This window comes from Actinomadura sp. J1-007, from assembly GCF_009793335.1.
GTDB lineage: Bacteria > Actinomycetota > Actinomycetes > Streptosporangiales > Streptosporangiaceae > Spirillospora > Spirillospora yumaensis.
This window is the reverse complement of the sequence record NZ_WING01000001.1, coordinates 6724889-6741526: the sequence shown is the minus strand read 5'-3', so window position 1 is coordinate 6741526 and position 16638 is coordinate 6724889. Positions and strand designations below refer to the sequence as shown.

Genomic DNA, 16638 nt, shown 5'->3' with positions numbered 1-16638 from the left:
CTCCCGGCCGTTCACGTGCGGCCCGGCACGGGTCGGGGGCCGGTGGGGCGCCACATCACGAGGCGCGGGCCGAGGTCGTGCAGGCCCGCGTCGATCTCGGCGTTCCAGAGGTTCCGGACGCCCTTGCCCCAGCGGTCCTCGGGGAGCTCGGCGAAGCCGTGCGCGCGGTACCAGGGGGCGTTCCACGGGACGTCGCGGAACGTGAGCAGCGAGACGCCCGGGAAGCCGCCGGCGGCGGCGCGGGCGAGCACGGCGCGCAGCAGGCCGGTGCCGACGCCCTTGCGGACGTGGTCCGGGTGGACGGCGATCTGCTCCAGGTGGACGGCCCCGTCCAGCTCGTCCACGGCCGCGAAGCCGATCGGCGGGTCGCCGGCCACGAGGATGTCGCCGCCGTTGTCGATCATGAGCCGTACCACGGGGTCGCCGGGCGGGAACACGATCCCGAGCGGCGCGAACAGCCCGTCCGCCGCCTCCTCGATCGGGGGGAGCAGCGGCAGGTCTCCCGGCCGCGCCGGGCGCGGCTCGAATGCGGGGTCCATTCCGCGATCGTACGGCTCAGGAGCCGAAGACGCGCATGTGCCAGGACATCGGCGGCTCGCCCCACTCGTCGGCCGGCGGGTTCGGGCCGAACTCCAGCGCGCAGACCTCGGCGAGGTCCGCGACCGCGGCGCCCACCTCCAAGGCGTCGCGCCATCCGGCGGGGACGGCGCGCGAGCCGTGGCGGGCGCCGAGGAGGTTGCCGCAGACCGAGCCGGTGGAGTCGCTGTCGCCCGAGTGGTTGACGGCGATGAGGAGGCCGCGCCGTCCGATCTCTTCCGCGCCGCCGCCCGCGGACTCGGCGCAGAGGGCCGCGTAGACGCCGATGGCGAGGGCCTCCGGGGCGGTGAAGCCGCGGCCGAGGGATTCGAGGCGTTCGGGTGACGGCGGGCCGGTACGGGCGAGCGCAATCGCGGCGTCGAGGGCGGCCGCGGTCTCGCGGTGGTGCGGGCGGCGCAGCAGTTCCGCCGCGGCCAGGTCCAGGGCGGCGGGCAGGTCGGCGCCCCGCACCAGGGACGCCGTGGCGGCGGCGAGGACCCCGGCGGGGAGTTGCCCGCTCGGGTCGCCGTGGGTCAGGGCGGCGGCCTCGCAACCCAGGGTGAACGTGCCCTTCACGCCCGGGAAGCCGAAGCCGCACGGGGCGGCGCGGACGACGCCCGCGGAGCCCTTCGAGCCGTTGATCGGCTCATCGACCTTGCCCAGGGGCCATCCGGGCTTCTGGCGTTCCGCGGCCTTCCGGAGGGCGGCGAGCGTGGCGCGGCCGGGGCCGCGGCGGCTCATCAGGGCGGGGACGGACGCCAGCCGTCCGGGAGACAGCGAGGGCTGCTCGGGGATCGGCTCGCCCTGGCCGCGGGCCCAGGCCAGGTAGGCCGACTGGAGCAGTCCGAGCGTCGCACCGCCGATGCCCCGCGCGCGGGCCCGGACGGACGCCTGCGCGAGGGCCTGCGCGGTGAACAGGGTGAGCTGGGTCTCGTCGCTGATCGCCCCGGGCGCGGGGCCCGTGTAGCCGGCGACGCCGTACGGGCCGTGCCGTTCGCGGATGGCCGCCAGCGACATGGCCTCGACGGGGGCGCCGAGGGCGTCGCCGACGGCCCCGGCCAGCAGGCAGCCGAGGATCCGGTCGGGGTCGGGCGGCGCGGCGGACGGCGGCATGGCAACACGCTAGCGGCGGCTGCGCCGGCGGCGGCGCGCGGCTACTTGACGCCGGCCTCCTTCATCTCGCGGAGCTCGCGCTTGAGCTCCTTGATCTCGTCGCGGAGGCGGGCGGCCAGCTCGAACTGGAGGTCGGTGGCGGCCTGGTGCATCTGCTCGGTCATCTGCTCGATGAGCGACTCCAGCTCCTCGCGGGGCGCTCGCCGACCAGGTCGGCGGCGTGCCGTCCGGCCTCCCTGGCGCGGGACCCGAGGCCGGGGACGGGCGCCTTGCCGCGGCTCTGCTGGCGTCCGGCGCCGCCGATGAGGGTCTCGGTGTCGGCGTCCTCGCGGACGAGGGAGTCGAGGATGTCGGCGATGCGCTTGCGCAGCGCCTGCGGCTCGATGCCGTGCTCGGTGTTGTAGGCCTGCTGCTTGGCGCGGCGCCGCCCGGTCTCCTCGATCGCGCGCTGCATCGACGGGGTGACCGTGTCGGCGTACATGTGGACCTGGCCGGAGACGTTGCGGGCCGCGCGCCCGATGGTCTGGATCAGGGACGTCTCGGAGCGCAGGAAGCCCTCCTTGTCGGCGTCGAGGATCGCGACCAGGGACACCTCGGGCAGGTCGAGGCCCTCGCGCAGCAGGTTGATGCCGACCAGGACGTCGAACTCGCCGGAGCGCAGCTCGCGCAGCAGCTCGATGCGGCGCAGCGTGTCGACCTCGCTGTGCAGGTAGCGGACCTGGATGCCGAGTTCGAGGAGGTAGTCGGTGAGGTCCTCGGACATCTTCTTGGTGAGGGTGGTGACCAGGACCCGCTCGTCGCGCTCGGTGCGCAGCCGGATCTCGTGGACGAGGTCGTCGATCTGGCCCTTGGTGGGCTTGACGACGATCTCGGGGTCGATCAGGCCGGTCGGCCGGATGACCTGCTCGACCACGTCGCCCTTGACCCGGTTCATCTCGTAGGGGCCGGGCGTCGCGGACAGGTAGACGGTCTGGCCGATGCGCTCCAGGAACTCCTCCCACTTGAGCGGCCGGTTGTCCATCGCGGACGGCAGCCGGAACCCGTGCTCGACCAGCATCCGCTTGCGGGACGCGTCGCCCTCGTACATGGCGCCGATCTGCGGGACGGTCTGGTGCGACTCGTCGATGACGAGCAGGAAGTCCTCGGGGAAGTAGTCGAGGAGGGTGTTGGGCGCGGTGCCGGGGCCGCGGCCGTCGATGTGGCGGGAGTAGTTCTCGATGCCGGAGCAGGCGCCGACCTGGCGCATCATCTCGACGTCGTAGGAGGTGCGCATGCGCAGCCGCTGCGCCTCCAGCATCTTGCCCTGGCGCTCCATCGCGGCGAGGGTCTCCTCCAGCTCGGCCTCGATGTCGCGGATCGCGCGCTCCATCCGCTCGGGCCCGGCGACGTAGTGCGAGGCGGGGAAGACGTAGAGCTCCTCGTCCTCGGTGATCACCTCGCCGGTCAGCGGGTGCAGGGTGGCGAGCTTCTCGATCTCGTCGCCGAACATCTCGATCCGGACGGCGAGCTCCTCGTACTGCGGGATGATCTCGATCGTGTCGCCGCGGACCCGGAACGTGCCCCGGGTGAACGCCAGGTCGTTGCGGCTGTACTGCATGCCGACGAGCTGGCGGAGCAGGTCGTCGCGCTCCACCTCCTGCCCGACCTGGAGGCGGACCATGCGGTCGACGTACTCCTGCGGGGTGCCGAGGCCGTAGATGCAGGAGACCGACGCGACGACGATCGTGTCCCGGCGGGTGAGCAGCGAGTTGGTCGCCGAGTGGCGGAGCCGGTCGACCTCGTCGTTGATCGAGGAGTCCTTCTCGATGTAGGTGTCGGTCTGCGGGATGTAGGCCTCGGGCTGGTAGTAGTCGTAGTACGACACGAAGTACTCGACGGCGTTGCCGGGCATCATCTCGCGCAGCTCGTTGGCGAACTGGGCGGCCAGCGTCTTGTTGGGCTGCATGACCAGGACGGGGCGCTGGAGCTTCTCGACCAGCCACGCGATCGTGGCGGTCTTGCCGGTGCCGGTGGCGCCCAGCAGCACCGCGTCGTCGTCGCCGCGCCGGATGCGCTCGGCCAGCTCGGCGATCGCCTGCGGCTGGTCGCCCGACGGCGTCATCTCGGTGACGACCTCGAACGGCGCCACCCTGCGCCGCAGATCGGTGATCGGCCGCATCTCGTTCTCCCCTGACGTTCCCGGCGGCCGGCACCCGGCCCGCCGGCGGGCCCGACGCGGCCCGCACACCCCACTCTATGCAGGGGGTACGACAACCTCGGCCGCCCGAACATTCCCGCAGGTCAGGCGGCACACCGGGCCGGACGGGGCGCACGGGGCGGCGCGGGCGGGTCAGGGGCCGGCGGGCAGGGGCAGGCGGGCGCGGACGGCGTAGCCGCCCTCCTCGCCGGGGCCGGCCTCGAAGTGGCCGCCGAGGCCGGTGACGCGCTCGCGGAGGCCGACCAGGCCGTTCCCGCCGCTCGGCAGGCGGTGGTCGGGGGCGGCGGGCGGGGCGTCGTTGGCCACCTCGACCTCGACCGCCTCGGGCAGCAGCCGCAGGTCGATCCGGGTGTCGGCGGCGCCCGCGTGCTTGTGGACGTTGGTCAGCGCCTCCTGGACGAGGCGGTAGAGGGCGCGGCTCACGGCGGCGGGCATGGGCCGCTCGCGGCCCTCCACCGACAGCTCCACCCTGAGCCCGGCCGCGCCGGACTGCCCGATCAGCTCGCGGACGTGCGTCAGCGTCGGGGCGTCCTGCGCCAGGGCCTCCTCGCCCTGGCGCAGGACGCCGATCACCTGCCGCAGCTCCTCCAGCGCCTGGCGGCCCATGTCGCCGATCACCCCGGCGGTCTCGGCCGCGCGCTCGGGGTCGCGGCGGGCGATCGCCTTGAGCGCGCCCGCGTGGACGACCATGACGCTGACGCGGTTGGCGACGACGTCGTGCATCTCGCGGGCGATGCGGGTGCGCTCCTCCCCGCGCGCGCGTTCGGTGAGGAGGTGCTGCTCGCGTTCGAGCCGGGCGGCCCGCTCCTGGAGGGACGCGAAGAGCTGCTTGCGCGCGCCCATGTAGAGCCCGAGCAGCACCGGGACGATCATGACGGTGATCCCGAAGAACGCCTGCGCGAGGAACGGGTCGTCCCTGATCGTCGGGCCGGGGAAGACGAGGAACGAGGCGTAGCCGGCGGCGGCGAGCGTCCAGACCGTCCGCTTGGACGCGGCGTACGCGCCGAGCGAGTACAGGGTGATCAGCACGGCGAACAGGCCGGCGCCGAGGGCCGTCGCCCACACGAGCATGAACAGCGTGAGCCCGACGGGATGGCCGCGCCGCACCACCAGCGCGAGGCCGAGCACCACGCTCGCCGCCGACACCGCGGGGGGCGGCAGCCAGAACCGCTGGTCGGAGAACCACATCAGGACGGCGTCCACGACGGCGGTCCCGGCGGCCAGGGAGACGTCCAGCGCGCGGGAGCGTCCCGTCGGCCACGCCGCCGACCACCGGGCACCCAGGTGCATGGCAGGAGCCTATAGCCGCTCCCGCGCGCATGGTCCGCGGCGTGACGCGCGAAACACCGCCCGGTGCTGGGCCAACGCGGCCCGGCCGCCCGCCGGACGCCCCGCCGGAGGTCCGCCGGACGCCGCCGAACTCCGGCCGCGGCGCCCGCCGAACCCCCGTCCCGGCGGCCGCCGGACGCGCGCGGAGCCCTTGCGGGGCAGGGGTTCGCGCGCCGCGACGCTCCGACCTGCGGGGGCGTACGCACGGTGGCCGGGCCGGGCGGCCGGTGGTTACGATGACGGCGCCGACAAGGACGGGGAAACCGCACACCATGAGCCGATTCGCGATCTGGTTCGGGAAGAACGCCGACGCCGCCATCGCGCTGATCCTGGCCGTCGTCGTGGCCGTGCTCGGCATCGGCGTCAACCTGCCGGACGAGCGCGACATCATCAACAGCGCGATCCTCGCCGTGATCGGCCTGCTCGCCACGTCGGTGCTGCGCGACCGGGGGCGGCGCGCGCCGGTCGAGGCGGAGGTCCGCGACACGCTGCGGGCGTCGTCGGCGACGCTGGACGGGCTGAGCGACAAGCTCGCCCACATCGAGCGGTTCGAGGGCGTCGTCGCCGACACCAAGCGGGCGCTCGACGAGACCACGGTGGTGCGAGTGATCAGCGGCGCGGAGGTCGCGCGGGTGCTCGCCGACGCGCGCCGCGAGACCGACCGCTGGTTCTTCAAGGGCGGCACCGGCACCTACATCCGGGCGAAGACGCTGCCCGAGTGCGTGGCGGCGGCCCGGCGCGAGCGCCGCACGCTGCTGTTCCGCATCGAGATCATCGACCCGACGCACGTCGAGGTCTGCGAGGCGTACGCCCGGCACCGCCGCTCGGTGTCGGACGGCCCCGACGCCACCGGCGAGCCGTGGACGCTGGAGCGCACCCGCAAGGAGGCGTACGCGACGATCCTCGCGGCGTGCTGGCACAAGCAGCGGTTCGGGATGCTCGACATCGACATCGGCCTGGCCCGGACGATGACGACGCTGCGCTACGACCTCGCGGCGTCCCGGGTCGTGGTGACCCGCGACGACCCGCGCGGCGAGGCGCTCGTCGTCGACAGCGGCAAGTTCTACTACGGCTGGGTCAGCGCCGAGCTCCAGACCAGCCTGGACCAGGCGCGCCGCGTCCCGGTCGAGCAGGCGCGGCTCGCGCCGCTGGACGACGAGCCGACCGTCGAGGAGGTCCGCAAGCTCTTCGAGGTGATCGGGGTCGAGCTGGCGTCCGGCTACACCGACCGGGACGTCATCGAGATCATCCGCAAGGCCCTGCGGGCGAAGGACCCGTACGAGTGATGCGCTACGACGAGATCCGCGACGCGATCGCCGGGGGGACGGCGGCGGGGACGCTGCCGTCCTGGGCGCGCCGGGTCCTCGCGGACGCGGCGGCGGGCCGGGCGGCGCACCCGGCGGTGCGGCATCCGCTCGGGTTCCTGTGCCTGCCGGTGGAGCGCAGCGGCGACCTCGGCGTGTGCCTGCACATCTGGACCCCGGAGGTGCGGCCGATGCCGTCCACCACCTCCCCCGTGCACTGCCACAGCTGGGACCTGCTGAGCTTCGTGCTGTACGGGACGGTCCGCAACGTGCGGATGGACGTCGCGCCCGACGACGCCGCGACGCACCGGGTGTTCGAGGTCGTCAGCCGCGAGGGCGTGGACGAGCTCCAGGCGACGCCGAGCCGCGTCCGGTTCGCCGAGGGGCCGTCGGCCGCGCACCGCACGGGCGAGTCGTACACGCTGCCCGCGGGGGTGTTCCACAGCACGCTGATCGAGGGCGGCGAGGACGCGGCGACCGTCGCGCTCGGCCGCCGGTCGCCGGGCGGCGGCGACCTGTCGCTCGGGCCGCTGTCCGCCGCGACGCACCGCGTGCGCCGCGCGCGCTGCGATCCCGACGACGCCGCCCGCGCGGCGCTGCGCGCGTCCCGCCGCATCGCCGCCGAGTTCCCCGCCCTGTTCCCCGCGCGCGCGGGAACAGGCCCGACGATCCGCCGTCATCCGCCGAGGCGTACGGGCGGCGCCGCCGCTCGGCGCGCCGCTGAGCCCGGCGCCGCCGGGCGGACAGCCGAACGCGACCGGAGAGGTCCATGAGAACCCGTACCCCGCCAGCGGCCCTTCCCCCCGACCTCGACCTGGACCTCGACGCGGCGCGCGCGCTCGCGGTGGACGCCGCCGAGGCGGCCGGCGACCTGCTGCGCGCGGGCGTGGACGAGCCCGTCGAGGCCCGTCCGAAGGGCGAGGGCGCCGACGTCGTCACCGACCTGGACACCGCCGCCGAGGACGTCATCCTGCGGCGGATCCTCGGCGCCTACCCGGGGCACCGGGTGATCGCGGAGGAGGCGGGCCTGGTCGAGGGCGCGGCCGGAGGCGCGGCGGGCGACGCGCCGGTGTGGCTCGTCGATCCGCTGGACGGCACGAACAACGTCGCGATCGGCATGTCCGTCTACGCGGTCGGGATCGCGCTGTGCGTGGACTCTGCGCCGCTGCTCGGCGTCGTCCACGACCCGGTCAGCGGGCGCACCTGGTCGGCGCTGCGCGGCGGCGGCGCGACCGGCCCGGACGGCGCGCCGCTGCGCATCGGCGAGGGGCTGCGGCCGGGCCGGGAGGACAACCCCGTCCTCGCGTGGACGCAGGGCCACCAGGTCGGGCGCGCGGACCCGGTGGCGTTCCCCCTGCGGTCGATGCTGGAGATGCGGTGCGGGCGGCTGCTGCAACCGTGGGCGCCGCTCGTCGGGTGGGCGATGCTCGCGCGCGGCGACATCGACGGGATCGTCGGCTACCGCCCCGAGCTGGTGGACCTGCCCGCCGGGGCGCTGCTCGCGGCGGAGGCGGGCGCGGAGTTCCGGCGGCTGGACGGCGGCCCGTACGAGCTCGGCATCGACCGTTCGCCCGCCGAGCTCAGCTTCGTCGCGGCCCGCCCGGCGATGCTCGACCGCCTGCTGGAGACGACCCGTTCGGCCGAGCACCTCCCCGGCGACGGCCCCGGCGTGCGCCTCGCCTTCTGACCGCAGCCCGGTGGGCGGACGGCCCGCCGGTCAGCCGGTGAGCAGGAGGGCACCGACGGAGGCGGCGGTGCCGAGGACGGCGAGGGCCGTCCCGGTGAGCAGGAACTTGCCGATCGGGACCTTCACGTCCCAGCGGCGGCACCACTCGAACCACAGCAGCGTGGCGAGCGACCCCCACGGGGTGATGACGGGCCCGACGTTCGTCCCGATGAGCAGCGCGAGGAGCTGGTCGCGGTTGCCCGCGGGGACGGCCGACTCGCCCGCGACGTAGGCGGGCAGGTTGTTGAGGACGTTCGCGAGGCCGCCGCCGGCGAACGCGGCCCGCAGCGCCCCGCCGAGCCCGTCGTCGGTGCCGACGAGCGAGCGCATCGCGTCGTCGAGCCCGTACCGTTCGAGGGTCGGGACGACGAGGAACAGCGCCGTCACGAACACCATGAGCTGCCACGGGATCAGCGCGGGCCGCAGCGCCGAGCGGTCCCGCACGGCGAACGCGGCCACGGCGATGAGCGCGGCGGCGGCGGTGACCACGCCGAGCTGGAGGCCGTTGTGGACGCCCGCGAGGATCGCCGCGATGAAGAACAGGCACGCGAGGCCCGTCGCCGAGAACAGCACGCGGTCGCGGACGGGCGCGGGCGGCGGCGGGTCGTACCGGTCGGCGCCGCGCATCCCGCGCCGCCAGAAGAACGCCCACAGCAGCGCCATGGTCACGGCGAGGACGGCGAGCTGCGGCGCCCACATCCGGGCGGCGAACGCGCCGGTCTGGAGGGCGACGCGGTCGGCGGCGAGGAGGTTGGTCAGGTTCGACACCGGCAGCAGGAGGCTCGCGGTGTTGGCGAGCCACACCGTCGTCATCGCGAGCGGCAGCGGCGCGACGCGGGCGCTGGCGGCGAGCGCGAGCATGACGGGGGTGAGCAGGACCGCGGTCGTGTCGAGGTTGAGGAAGACGGTGTTGACCGCCGCGAACGCCACGCACAGCAGGAACAGGGCGGCGTAGTCGCCGCGCCCGACCCGCGCCATGCGCTGCGCGATCGCGTCGAAGACCCCGGCCTCCTTGGTCAGCTCGGCGAGCACGATCACGGCGAACAGGAACAGCAGCAGCGGCGCGATCCGGTCGAGGCTCGCGCGGGCGTCCGCGGCGGGCAGCAGGCCCGTCGCGACGAACAGCAGCCCGAGGGCGAGCAGCCCGATCCGGATCCGGTCCAGCACGCCGAACGACCTCGCGCCGCGCGCCGTCGCGCTCGCCGCGCGCCGCAGGAGGGTGCCGGGGTCAGCCACCGCGACATGATCCCATAACGCGCCGCGCCCCCTACGGCGCGCCGTTCCCGCGCGCGATACTGGCGGCATGACATCCCCCGGCGACCGCTCGCGTCAGGAGCGCCCGACCGATCTGTTCATCAGCTACTCCCCCGCCGACGAACGGTGGGCGTCGTGGATCGCGTGGCAGCTCGAAGCCGCCGGGCACCGCACGATGATGCAGGCGTGGGACTTCGTCCCCGGCACCAACTTCATCGACTTCATGGACCGGGGCCTGTCGGAGGCCAAGGTCGTCGTCGCGGTGCTGTCGCGCAACTACCTCAAGTCCAGGTACGGGCGGATGGAGTGGATGGCGGCGCTGCGGGCCGACCCGGACGACCCGGCGCGCAAGCTCGTCACGGTGCGGATCGAGGACTGCCCGATCGACGGCCTGCTGTCCACCATCACGTACGTGGACCTCGTCGGCGTCGCCGACCCCGACGACGCCCGCGAGCTGCTGATGCGGCGCGTCGGAGAGGCCCTCGCCGGGCACGCGCGCCCGCTCGACGGCCCCGGGTTCCCGGGTTCGGCGCCCGGCGGCGGGACGGGCCCGCAGCCGCTCGTCGGCCGCGTGGAGGGCGGCGCCCGCGCGGGCGCGGAGCCGGCGCGGCCCGCGCCGTCCCTGCCCGAGCCCACCGGGGAACGGCCCGTACGGCGCGCCCCGGTGGCCGCGCCCGCGTTCCCGCCGGGCGACGCGGCGGGCCGGGAGCCGCGCGAGCACCTCAGCGTCCTGCACGTCTCGGGGCCGCGGTTCGGGCGGACGCTCGCCGAGCCGGACGAGCCGACGACGGCGACCGAGCTCCAGGACCGCGTCTGGAGCGATGTGACGCGCCTCGCCGACTCGGGCGTCCCCCGGCCCGACCTGCTCGTCGTGACGGGCAACCTGACGCACTCGGGCAGCCGCAAGGAGTTCGCCGAGGCGCTGGCGTTCCTGACGAGCCTGCGGGCGCTGCTCGGGCTGGAGGCGCAGCGGGTCGTGATCGTCCCGGGCACGCACGACGTGACCCGCGCGGCGTCCCAGGCGTACTTCTCCAGCTGCGAGGCCGACGACATCGACCCGCAGCCTCCGTACTGGCCGAAGTGGCGGCACTTCGCGGGCCTGTTCAAGGAGCTCTACCAGGGCCTGGACGCGCTGATCTTCGACAGCGCGCAGCCGTGGACGCTGTTCCCCGTCCCCGACCTGAAGGTCGTGGTCGCCGGGCTCAACTCGACGCTGCCCCAGACGCACCGCGAGGAGGACCGGTACGGGCAGGTCGGGCGGGCGCAGGCGGCGTGGTTCACCGAGCGGCTCCGGCACTTCGAGGACGAGGGCTGGCTCCGGCTCGGGGCGGTCGAGCACTCGCCCGTCGCCGGGGAGCCCGGCGCGCTCCGCGACCCCGACACGGTCGACGACCTCCTCGGCGGCCACGTCAACCTCTTCTTCCAGGGCACCGGGTCCGAGTACGGCGACGTCCCGGTGCTGCCGTCCGGCGTCCCGTCCGTCCCGGCGCTCGGCCCGGACGCCACCAGGTCGTCGTGCTGCGCCGCGACGGGATGGAGCGCTGGATCCCCGGCCACGCCGCCGCCGGGCGCGGCCCCGAGCGCGTCGAACGCGCCTGGGCCAAGGTCGGCGGAACGTTCCCGCCGCCCCCCGAGGAGGCCCCCGCCGAGCCGCGGGCGACCGGGCCGCAGCCCGCGCTCGGCCCCGCGGGCGAGGCGTCCCCCGGCGGCGCGGTGGACCCGGTGCCCGACCCGACCGGGCAGCTCCTCGACCGCCTCACCGAGGCGTGCGAGACCCGCTTCGAACGCGCCAACATCCGCCGCGTCGTCCCCGCGCCGCGCGCCGACGGCGGGACCGACCCGCCGCACCTGCTGCTCACCCACCTGGAGGACGGGTTCGTCCGGCAGTACCGGATCGGCGCGCACGTCGGGCAGGTCACCGAGGCCGACGTCGACGCGTTCGCCCGGCACGTGCACGCCGACGGCTCCGACCACGGCTCCGAGCTGGTCTACGTCGGGCCGACGCCGCCGCGCTCGCTCCGCGACGACGCGCTGCGGCGCGGCATCCGGGTGCGGAGCCTGACCGAGTTCCAGGGGCTGCTCGACCTGTCCGACTACGTGACCGCGCAGACGGGACGGCTCGCGTCCGGCGGCCTCTACCCGCCGTCGCTGTACGTCCCGCAGCGGTTCCGCGAGGTCGACCGCGGCGGCGTGGACGTCCAGGACGACGCGGTCGGCGAGATGCTGAAGCTGCTCGCCGCCGACCACGGCCGGTTCCTGCTGCTGCTCGGCGACTTCGGGCGCGGCAAGACGTTCGCGCTGCGCGAGCTGGCCCGCCGCATCCCCGCCGAGCTGCCGCACATCATCCCGATCCTGATCGAGCTGCGCGCGCTCGACAAGGCGCACTCGGTGGACGGCCTGGTCGCCGCGCACCTCGCCAACCACGGCGAGGAGCTGATCGACCTCAAGGCGTTCCACTACATGCTGCGCCAGGGCCGGATCGTGCTGCTGTTCGACGGGTTCGACGAGCTGGTCACCCGCGTCACCTACGACCAGGCCGCCGACCACCTGGAGACGCTGCTGAGCGCGGCCCGGGACAAGGCCAAGATCGTCGTGGCGAGCCGGACCCAGCACTTCAAGTCGCAGGCGCAGGTGCTGACGGCGCTCGGCGAGCGCGTCGGCGTGCTGCCGCACCGCCGCGTGCTGTCGCTGGAGGAGTTCGCGCCCTCCCAGGTCCGCTCGTACCTGGTCAACCGGTACGGCGACGAGGACGCCGCCGACGCGCGGCTGCGGACGCTGTCGGGCATCGAGGAGCTGCTCGGCCTCACCTCCAACCCGCGGATGCTGAGCTTCATCGCCGACCTGCCCGAGGACCGCCTGCGCGCCGTCGCGCGGGCCCGCACGACCGTCAGCCCCGCCGACCTCTACCGCGAGATCCTGTCGTCCTGGCTGGCGCACGAGGCGGGCCGCGTCCGGCAGGCGGGCGGGCCGTCCGGCCTCGCCGCCGACGACCTGTGGCAGGCCGTCGGGACGCTCGCGCTGCGGCTGTGGGAGAGCAACGAGCCGTACCTGAGGCTCGCCGAGCTCGCCGACGTCGCCGACGCCCTCACCGGCCTCGCCGACGGCCGCCTGTCGCCGCACCAGGTCACGCACGCGGTCGGCGCGGGCAGCCTGCTGGTGCGCACCGAGGAGGGCCTGTTCGGGTTCATCCACGCGTCGGTGATGGAGTGGCTCGTCGCCCGGCACATCGCCGACGAGTTCGCGCGCGGCGCCGACCCCGCCGCGCTCACCCGGCGGGCGCTGTCGCAGCTCACCGTCGACTTCCTGTGCGACCTCGCCGACACCCGCGCCTGCCAGGAGTGGGCGGCCGGCGTCCTCTCCGACCCCGGGGCCGACGACGTCGCGCGCGCCAACGCGATCCGGATCACCACCCGGCTGCGCACGCCCGCCCGCACCGACCTGCGCGGCGCGAAGCTCGCCGGCGAGGACCTGTCGTACCGCGACCTCCAGGAGGTCGACCTCAGCGGCGCCGACCTCACCGACGCGCAGCTCGTCGGCGCCAACCTGTCCCGCGCGGTGCTGCGCGGCGCGTCCCTCGCGGGCGCCCGCCTGGACGAGGCGCGGCTCGCGGGCGCGGACCTGCGCGACGCCGACCTGTCCCGCGCCCGGCTCGCCCGCGCCGACCTGCGGGACGTCGCGATCGACGGGTCCCGCTGGACCCGCGCCGCGCTCATCGACGCCGCGCTCCCCGACCGCGTCGCGTCCGCGCCGGAGCTGCGCGAGGCCGCGATCGCGCCGGGACGCCCCGTCGACATCCAGGTCGCCCCGGCCGCCGTCGGCGTCCCGTACGGCTTCCACTTCCAGACCAGCCGCCTGCCGCAGCCGCTCGCCTACAGCCCCGGCGGGTCCGTCATCGCCATCGGCAGCGAGGACGGCGGCGTGCTCGTCTGCGACGCCGTGTCGGGCCTGCCGCTCCGCACGCTCCAGGGCCACCAGGACCGCGCCTACGCCGTCGTGTTCGACGCGCACGGCAACCTGCTCGCCACCGGCTCCGCGGACGGCACGGTGCGCGTCTGGGACCTCGCGACCGGCCGCGGCCTGCACGCCTTCACCGTCCACCCGGACGGCGTGTGGCCCGTCGTCGTCAGCACGGGCGAGGGCCCCGCGCTCGTCGCGGCGGGCGCCGCCGACGGCGTCGTCCGCGTGTGGGACGCCGCGTCGGGCGAGCCGCTGCACGAGCTGCGCGGCCACACCGCGCCCGTCTACACCGCCGTGTTCGCCCCCGGCGCGCCGCTGATGGTCACCGGCGACGCGGGCGGCACCCTGCGGGTCTGGGACCTCGCCACCGGCGCGCTCCAGCGCGAGCTGACCGGGCACCGGGGCGCGGTGTTCCGCGCCGTGTTCCACCCGGACGGCTCCCTGCTCGCCGCCGGGGACGAGGCGGGCGTCGTCCGGCTCTGGGACATCCGCACCGGCGAGATCCGCCAGGAGCTCCTCGGCCACACCGGCCGCGTCTACGCGATCGCGTTCCACCCGACGGGCGCGCCGCTGGTCACCGGCGACACCGACGGCGAGGTGCGGCTGTGGGACGGCGACCGCACCAGCGCCGTCCTCAGCGGCCACGGCGGCGCCATCTACCAGGCGACGTTCAGCCCCGACGGCGGACGCCTCGCCACCGCCGACAGCGCCGGATCCGTCCGGCTGTGGGACCCCGCCACCGGCCGCCAGCGCCTCGAACTCGCCGGGCACCGCGGCGCGGTCTGGCCGTTCGCGTTCCGCCCGGACGGCGGGCAGCTCGCCACCACCTCCAACGACGGCACCGCGCGGCTGTGGGACGCCGAGACCGGCGCGTCCCGCGTCGTGCTGCGCGGCCACGGCCGGCGCGTCACCGGCGTCGCGTTCAGCCCCGACGGCGCGATGCTGGCGAGCAGCGGCAACGACGGCCTCGTCCGGCTCTGGGAGCCGCGCTCGGGCCGCCTGCTCCGCGAGCTGCACGGCGTCGCCGACAACCTCACCTCCGCCGCGTTCAACCCGCGCGGCGGGCAGCTCGCCACCGCCACCAACGACGGCGGCGTGCACCTGTGGCAGCCCGCGAGCGGCACGTTCGAGCGCGAGCTGAACGTCGAGACCGACCACGTGTGGGCGCAGGCGTTCGACCCGACCGGCGACGTCCTCGCGACCGCCAACGACGACGACAGCGTCCGGCTCTGGTACTGGACGACCGGCCGCGAGATCGTCAACCTCGCCGACCACCGCGGCCGGGTCCGCTCCATCGACTTCGGGCCCGGCGGCACGCGCGTCGCGACCGGCTGCGACGACGGCCTCGTCCGCATCTGGAACGCCCGCTCCGGCGCCCGCGAGATGACGCTGAGCGGCCACACCGACCGCGTCTACCGGGTGGCGCACTCCCCGTCCGGCGAGCTGCTCGCCAGTGCCAGCAACGACGGCACCGCCCGGATCTGGGACCTCGCGACCGGCGAGACGCTGCACACCCTCACCCGGCACTCCGGACGCCTGTGGACCGCCGCGTTCGACCCGTCCGGCACGCTGCTCGCGACCGCCGGCGACGACCTGGTCGTCCGGCTCTGGGACCCCCGCACGGGCCGCCACCTGCACGCCCTGACCGGCCACACCCGCCGCGTCTGGTCCGCGGCGTTCGACCCGTCCGGGAGGCTGCTCGCCACGGCGGGCGACGACGGCGCGATCATCCTGTGGGACGTCGCGGACCGCGCCGCCCCCGCCCGCCGCGCCACCCTCCTCGGCCTCGCGGAGGGCTGGGCGGCCCTCACCCCCGAGGGCCGCTACAAGTGGGAGGGCAACGCGACGTCGGAGTTCTGGTACGCGGTCGGCATGTGCCGCTTCGAGCCGGGCGAACTCGACCCGTACCTCCCCGAGGTCCGCCAGTCCGCCCAGGACGCCGACCTCTGACCCGCCCCCCCGGCACGCCGCGCGCCGCACGCGCTGGCCGGGGCGGGGCGGCAGGGCCCGGCGGAACGGGCGGCCACCGGCCCTGGCGGGCTATGCGGGCGCGCGGCGGGTGAGGTCCTCCCAGAGGGCGTCGACCTGGGTCTTGAGGTCGTCCAGGGAGCCGGAGTTGTCGATCACGTGGTCGGCGATGGCGCGGCGGTCCTCGCGGGACGCCTGCGCGGCGATGCGGGCCCGCGCCGCCTCCTCCGTCATGCCCCGGCGGGACGTGAGGCGGTCGAGCTGCGTCTCCACGGGCGCGTCCACGACCACGACGACGTCGTACATCGCGGCCAGGCCGTTCTCGGTGAGCAGCGGCACGTCGTAGACGACGATCGCCCCGCTCGGCGCGGCGTCCATCAGCTCGCCCATCCGCTCCCCCACCAGCGGGTGGACGATCGCGTTGAGCGCGGCGAGGCGGTCGGCGTCGGCGAACACGATCGAGCCGACCCGCTCCCGGTCGAGGCCCCCGTCCGGGAGGAGCACCTCCTCGCCGAACTCCGCGACGACGGCGGCGAGGCCCGGCGTGCCGGGCTCGACCACCTCCCGCGCGATCAGGTCCGCGTCGATGATCAGGGCGCCGCGCTCGTCCAGCAGCGCCGACACCTCGCTCTTGCCCGAGCCGATGCCGCCCGTCAGTCCCACTTTCAGCACGGGCCCACCGTACTCAGGACGGCGCGGCCTCGGCCACGAGGGGCTTGCGCATGTGCACGAACGTCAGGTGCGCCGCGACCCGCTCCCGGTGCGTCTCGGTGTAGCCGAGGCTGCGGTAGAGCCGCAGGTTGCCCTCCGACAGGTGGCCGGTGAACAGCACGCAGGCGTCGGCCCGCCCGGCGACCCGCCGCTCCAGCTCCCGCATCAGCCGCGCCCCGACGCCCCTGCCCTGCACGTCGGGCGCGACGACCAGCCGCCCGATCAGGCACGTGTGCTCGCTGAACTGCGCCCGTACGGCACCGACGATCCGGCCGCCCAGCAGCGCCTTCAGCGTCACCGCGTCGCCGCAGAGCACCTTGCGCATCTGCTCCTGCGACTCGACCAGCGGCGAGATGAACGGGTCGCCGTAGAGCTGCGCCTCCGACACGTACGCCGCCCGCTGCACGGTCAGGATCTCCCCGGCGTCGTCCGGAACCGCCGGTTCGATCACCACCGTCTCGCTCATGCCGACGACACTAGCGGCGCGGCGGGCGGCGGTCTCC

General features: G+C 75.2%; 10 protein-coding genes and 2 pseudogenes. 5 read left to right on the top strand and 7 right to left on the bottom strand.

Annotated features, from left to right (window positions below):
• Nucleotides 1-11: 11 nt before the first annotated feature.
• The 4 genes and pseudogenes from GEV43_RS30570 to GEV43_RS30555 form a co-directional block, all read right to left on the bottom strand.
• Nucleotides 12-539: a GNAT family N-acetyltransferase gene (locus GEV43_RS30570; RefSeq protein ID WP_160823636.1), complete on the bottom strand. Its 528-nt coding sequence runs from the start codon at nucleotides 537-539 to the stop codon at nucleotides 12-14.
• 16 nt (nucleotides 540-555) lie between these two features.
• Entirely contained in the window at nucleotides 556-1689 is a 1134-nt protein-coding gene (locus GEV43_RS30565) for an ADP-ribosylglycohydrolase family protein (protein WP_175250165.1), read from the bottom strand.
• Nucleotides 1690-1730: 41 nt separating this feature from the next.
• Nucleotides 1731-3847: pseudogene (uvrB, locus tag GEV43_RS30560) on the bottom strand (excinuclease ABC subunit UvrB).
• A gap of 171 nt (nucleotides 3848-4018) precedes the next feature.
• Nucleotides 4019-5176 carry a sensor histidine kinase gene (locus tag GEV43_RS30555; protein ID WP_160823635.1) on the bottom strand — a complete coding sequence of 386 codons (1158 nt, stop codon included), beginning with the start codon at nucleotides 5174-5176 and terminating at the stop codon, nucleotides 4019-4021.
• 311 nt (nucleotides 5177-5487) lie between these two features.
• Between GEV43_RS30555 and GEV43_RS30550 the strand changes: the two genes are divergently transcribed.
• Genes GEV43_RS30550 through GEV43_RS30540 form a run of 3 tightly spaced genes read left to right on the top strand, consistent with a single transcriptional unit; the run spans nucleotide 5488 to nucleotide 8206 of the window.
• A complete protein-coding gene (locus GEV43_RS30550) occupies nucleotides 5488-6501 on the top strand; it encodes a hypothetical protein (protein WP_160823634.1) in 1014 nt (337 codons plus the stop codon).
• Nucleotides 6501-7292 carry a hypothetical protein gene (locus GEV43_RS30545; protein ID WP_175250164.1) on the top strand — a complete coding sequence of 264 codons (792 nt, stop codon included), beginning with the start codon at nucleotides 6501-6503 and terminating at the stop codon, nucleotides 7290-7292. The genes GEV43_RS30550 and GEV43_RS30545 overlap by 1 nt, the downstream gene beginning before the upstream one ends.
• A complete protein-coding gene (locus tag GEV43_RS30540) occupies nucleotides 7289-8206 on the top strand; it encodes an inositol monophosphatase family protein (protein ID WP_160823633.1) in 918 nt (305 codons plus the stop codon). Before GEV43_RS30545 ends, GEV43_RS30540 begins: the two co-directional genes overlap by 4 nt.
• Before the next feature lie 30 nt (nucleotides 8207-8236).
• Here the strand turns inward: GEV43_RS30540 and GEV43_RS30535 are convergent, their stop codons facing one another.
• Nucleotides 8237-9481 carry an SLC13 family permease gene (locus tag GEV43_RS30535; protein WP_309239917.1) on the bottom strand — a complete coding sequence of 415 codons (1245 nt, stop codon included), beginning with the start codon at nucleotides 9479-9481 and terminating at the stop codon, nucleotides 8237-8239.
• 67 nt (nucleotides 9482-9548) lie between these two features.
• Here GEV43_RS30535 and GEV43_RS56425 point away from each other — a divergent pair.
• Together GEV43_RS56425 and GEV43_RS51460 are read left to right on the top strand one after the other, a co-directional pair.
• Nucleotides 9549-9896 (top strand): annotated as a pseudogene (locus GEV43_RS56425) (toll/interleukin-1 receptor domain-containing protein); the annotation flags it as partial.
• A gap of 1325 nt (nucleotides 9897-11221) precedes the next feature.
• On the top strand, nucleotides 11222-15406 hold the full coding sequence (locus tag GEV43_RS51460; protein WP_375539064.1) for a pentapeptide repeat-containing protein: 4185 nt from the start codon (nucleotides 11222-11224) through the stop codon (nucleotides 15404-15406).
• A 90-nt stretch (nucleotides 15407-15496) separates the two neighbouring features.
• On the opposite strand, the gene coaE is transcribed toward GEV43_RS51460, so the two are convergent.
• Together coaE and GEV43_RS30520 are read right to left on the bottom strand one after the other, a co-directional pair.
• Nucleotides 15497-16096 carry a dephospho-CoA kinase gene (gene coaE, locus GEV43_RS30525; RefSeq protein ID WP_160823631.1) on the bottom strand — a complete coding sequence of 200 codons (600 nt, stop codon included), beginning with the start codon at nucleotides 16094-16096 and terminating at the stop codon, nucleotides 15497-15499.
• Nucleotides 16097-16109: 13 nt separating this feature from the next.
• Nucleotides 16110-16601 (bottom strand): GNAT family N-acetyltransferase, encoded by a 492-nt coding sequence (locus tag GEV43_RS30520; protein ID WP_160823630.1) that lies wholly within the window; start codon nucleotides 16599-16601, stop codon nucleotides 16110-16112.
• Between the last annotated feature and the right edge of the window lie 37 nt (nucleotides 16602-16638).

What these genes read in the sequence shown, in the direction of transcription:
- GEV43_RS30545 (WP_175250164.1), top strand. Translation starts at nt 6,501, where the DNA reads ATGCGCTACGACGAGATCCGCGACGCGATCGCCGGGGGGACGGCGGCG.
- GEV43_RS30570 (WP_160823636.1), bottom strand. Translation starts at nt 539, where the DNA reads ATGGACCCCGCATTCGAGCCGCGCCCGGCGCGGCCGGGAGACCTGCCG.
- GEV43_RS30555 (WP_160823635.1), bottom strand. Translation starts at nt 5,176, where the DNA reads ATGCACCTGGGTGCCCGGTGGTCGGCGGCGTGGCCGACGGGACGCTCC.
- GEV43_RS30540 (WP_160823633.1), top strand. Translation starts at nt 7,289, where the DNA reads ATGAGAACCCGTACCCCGCCAGCGGCCCTTCCCCCCGACCTCGACCTG.
- GEV43_RS30520 (WP_160823630.1), bottom strand. Translation starts at nt 16,601, where the DNA reads ATGAGCGAGACGGTGGTGATCGAACCGGCGGTTCCGGACGACGCCGGG.
- GEV43_RS30565 (WP_175250165.1), bottom strand. Translation starts at nt 1,689, where the DNA reads ATGCCGCCGTCCGCCGCGCCGCCCGACCCCGACCGGATCCTCGGCTGC.
- GEV43_RS30550 (WP_160823634.1), top strand. Translation starts at nt 5,488, where the DNA reads ATGAGCCGATTCGCGATCTGGTTCGGGAAGAACGCCGACGCCGCCATC.